Annotated in this window: 1 protein-coding gene; it reads right to left on the bottom strand. The window is 64.1% G+C overall.

The genetic code is table 11. From position 1 onward, the window contains the following. Entirely contained in the window at nt 1-1,212 is a 1,212-nt protein-coding gene (locus tag PKE80_RS25155; RefSeq protein ID WP_059150834.1) for an IS256 family transposase, read from the bottom strand. Nucleotides 1,213-1,318 lie beyond the last annotated feature (106 nt).

The following is a 1,318-nucleotide window of genomic DNA, read 5'->3' as shown; positions in this document are numbered from 1 at the left end:
TCAGGCGGCCTTGGGTGTAATCTGTAGCGGCTGTGCCTCCTCGATCATTGGTGTGGCAAGGGCGGCCATGCCCTCGATCTGCATGTAGCGGTGCTGGAGCTGGTATTCGTCATTCTGCTCGAGCAGGACGGCGCCGACGAGGCGGATGATGCTGTCCTCGTTCGGGAAGATGCCGACCACATCGGCGCGGCGCTTCACTTCCTTGTTCAGGCGTTCCAGCGGATTGGTGCTGTGGAGCTTGACCCGGTGCTGCTCGGGGAAGGTCATGTAGGCGAGCACGTCGTGCTCGGCATCGTCCATGCAAGCGCCGAGCTTTGGCCAGCGGGCGCGCAACTGATCAGCGACCTGCCGCCAGACCTGCGTCGCAGCGGCATGGTCGGGCTGAAGGAAGACCTGACGGATTGCAGCGGCAACGACGGTATTCTGGCCCTTGGGCACATAGGCCAGGGCGTTGCGCATGAAGTGGACGCGGCAGCGCTGCCAGGTCGCGCCCATGACGCGGGTAATCGCCGCCTTGAGCCCCTCGTGGGCATCGGAGATGACCAGCTTCACGCCGGTCAGGCCGCGCCGGACGAGGTCCTTGAGGAAGCTCGACCAGAACGGCTCGGCTTCGGAAGGACCGATGTGCAGGCCGACGATCTCGCGCTTGCCCTCGGTGTTGACGGCCACAGCGATTATCGCGGCGACACTGACGATCCGCCCGCCCTCGCGCACCTTGAGATAGGTAGCATCGAGCCAGAGGTAGGGCCAGTCGCCGGCGAGCGGCCGCTTGAGGAAGGCGTGGACCCGCTCGTCGATGTCCTTGCACAGCTTGGATACCGAGGACTTGGAGATGCCAGTCATGCCCATCGCCTGCACCAGTTCATCGACGCGCCGGGTGCTGACGCCGGCGATCCATGCTTCCTGGATCACCGCGACCAGCGCCTTCTCGACGGTCTTCCTTGGCTCCAGAAAGCCGGGAAAGTAGGCGCCGGTCCGCAGTTTGGGGATCTTGAGATTGAGCGTGCCGAGCCGGGTGTCGAGACTGCGGTCGCGGTAGCCATTGCGCCAGGTCGTGCGATCGCCGGAACGCTCGTGCCGGCCGGCGCCGACCAGGCCATCGACGTCGGCCTCCATGATGATCTGTAATACGTTCTCGGCGATCGTGCGCAGGAAATCTCCATCTCCGGTCTTCGCCATCAGCTCGGCAAGCGGTAATCTATCGTCGGTCATCGGGATCAACTCCTCGGTGGGCGTGTGAAGTGTGGTAACTCCACCTTACCGATGAGCCCGGTGGCCACCGAGATCGAATTCGCATGGGTGGGGCATGCCCCACCCA

Source organism: Novosphingobium resinovorum (genome assembly GCF_027922145.1).
GTDB classification, from domain to species: domain Bacteria; phylum Pseudomonadota; class Alphaproteobacteria; order Sphingomonadales; family Sphingomonadaceae; genus Novosphingobium; species Novosphingobium resinovorum.
This window is presented reverse-complemented; position numbering and strand designations above follow the sequence as displayed.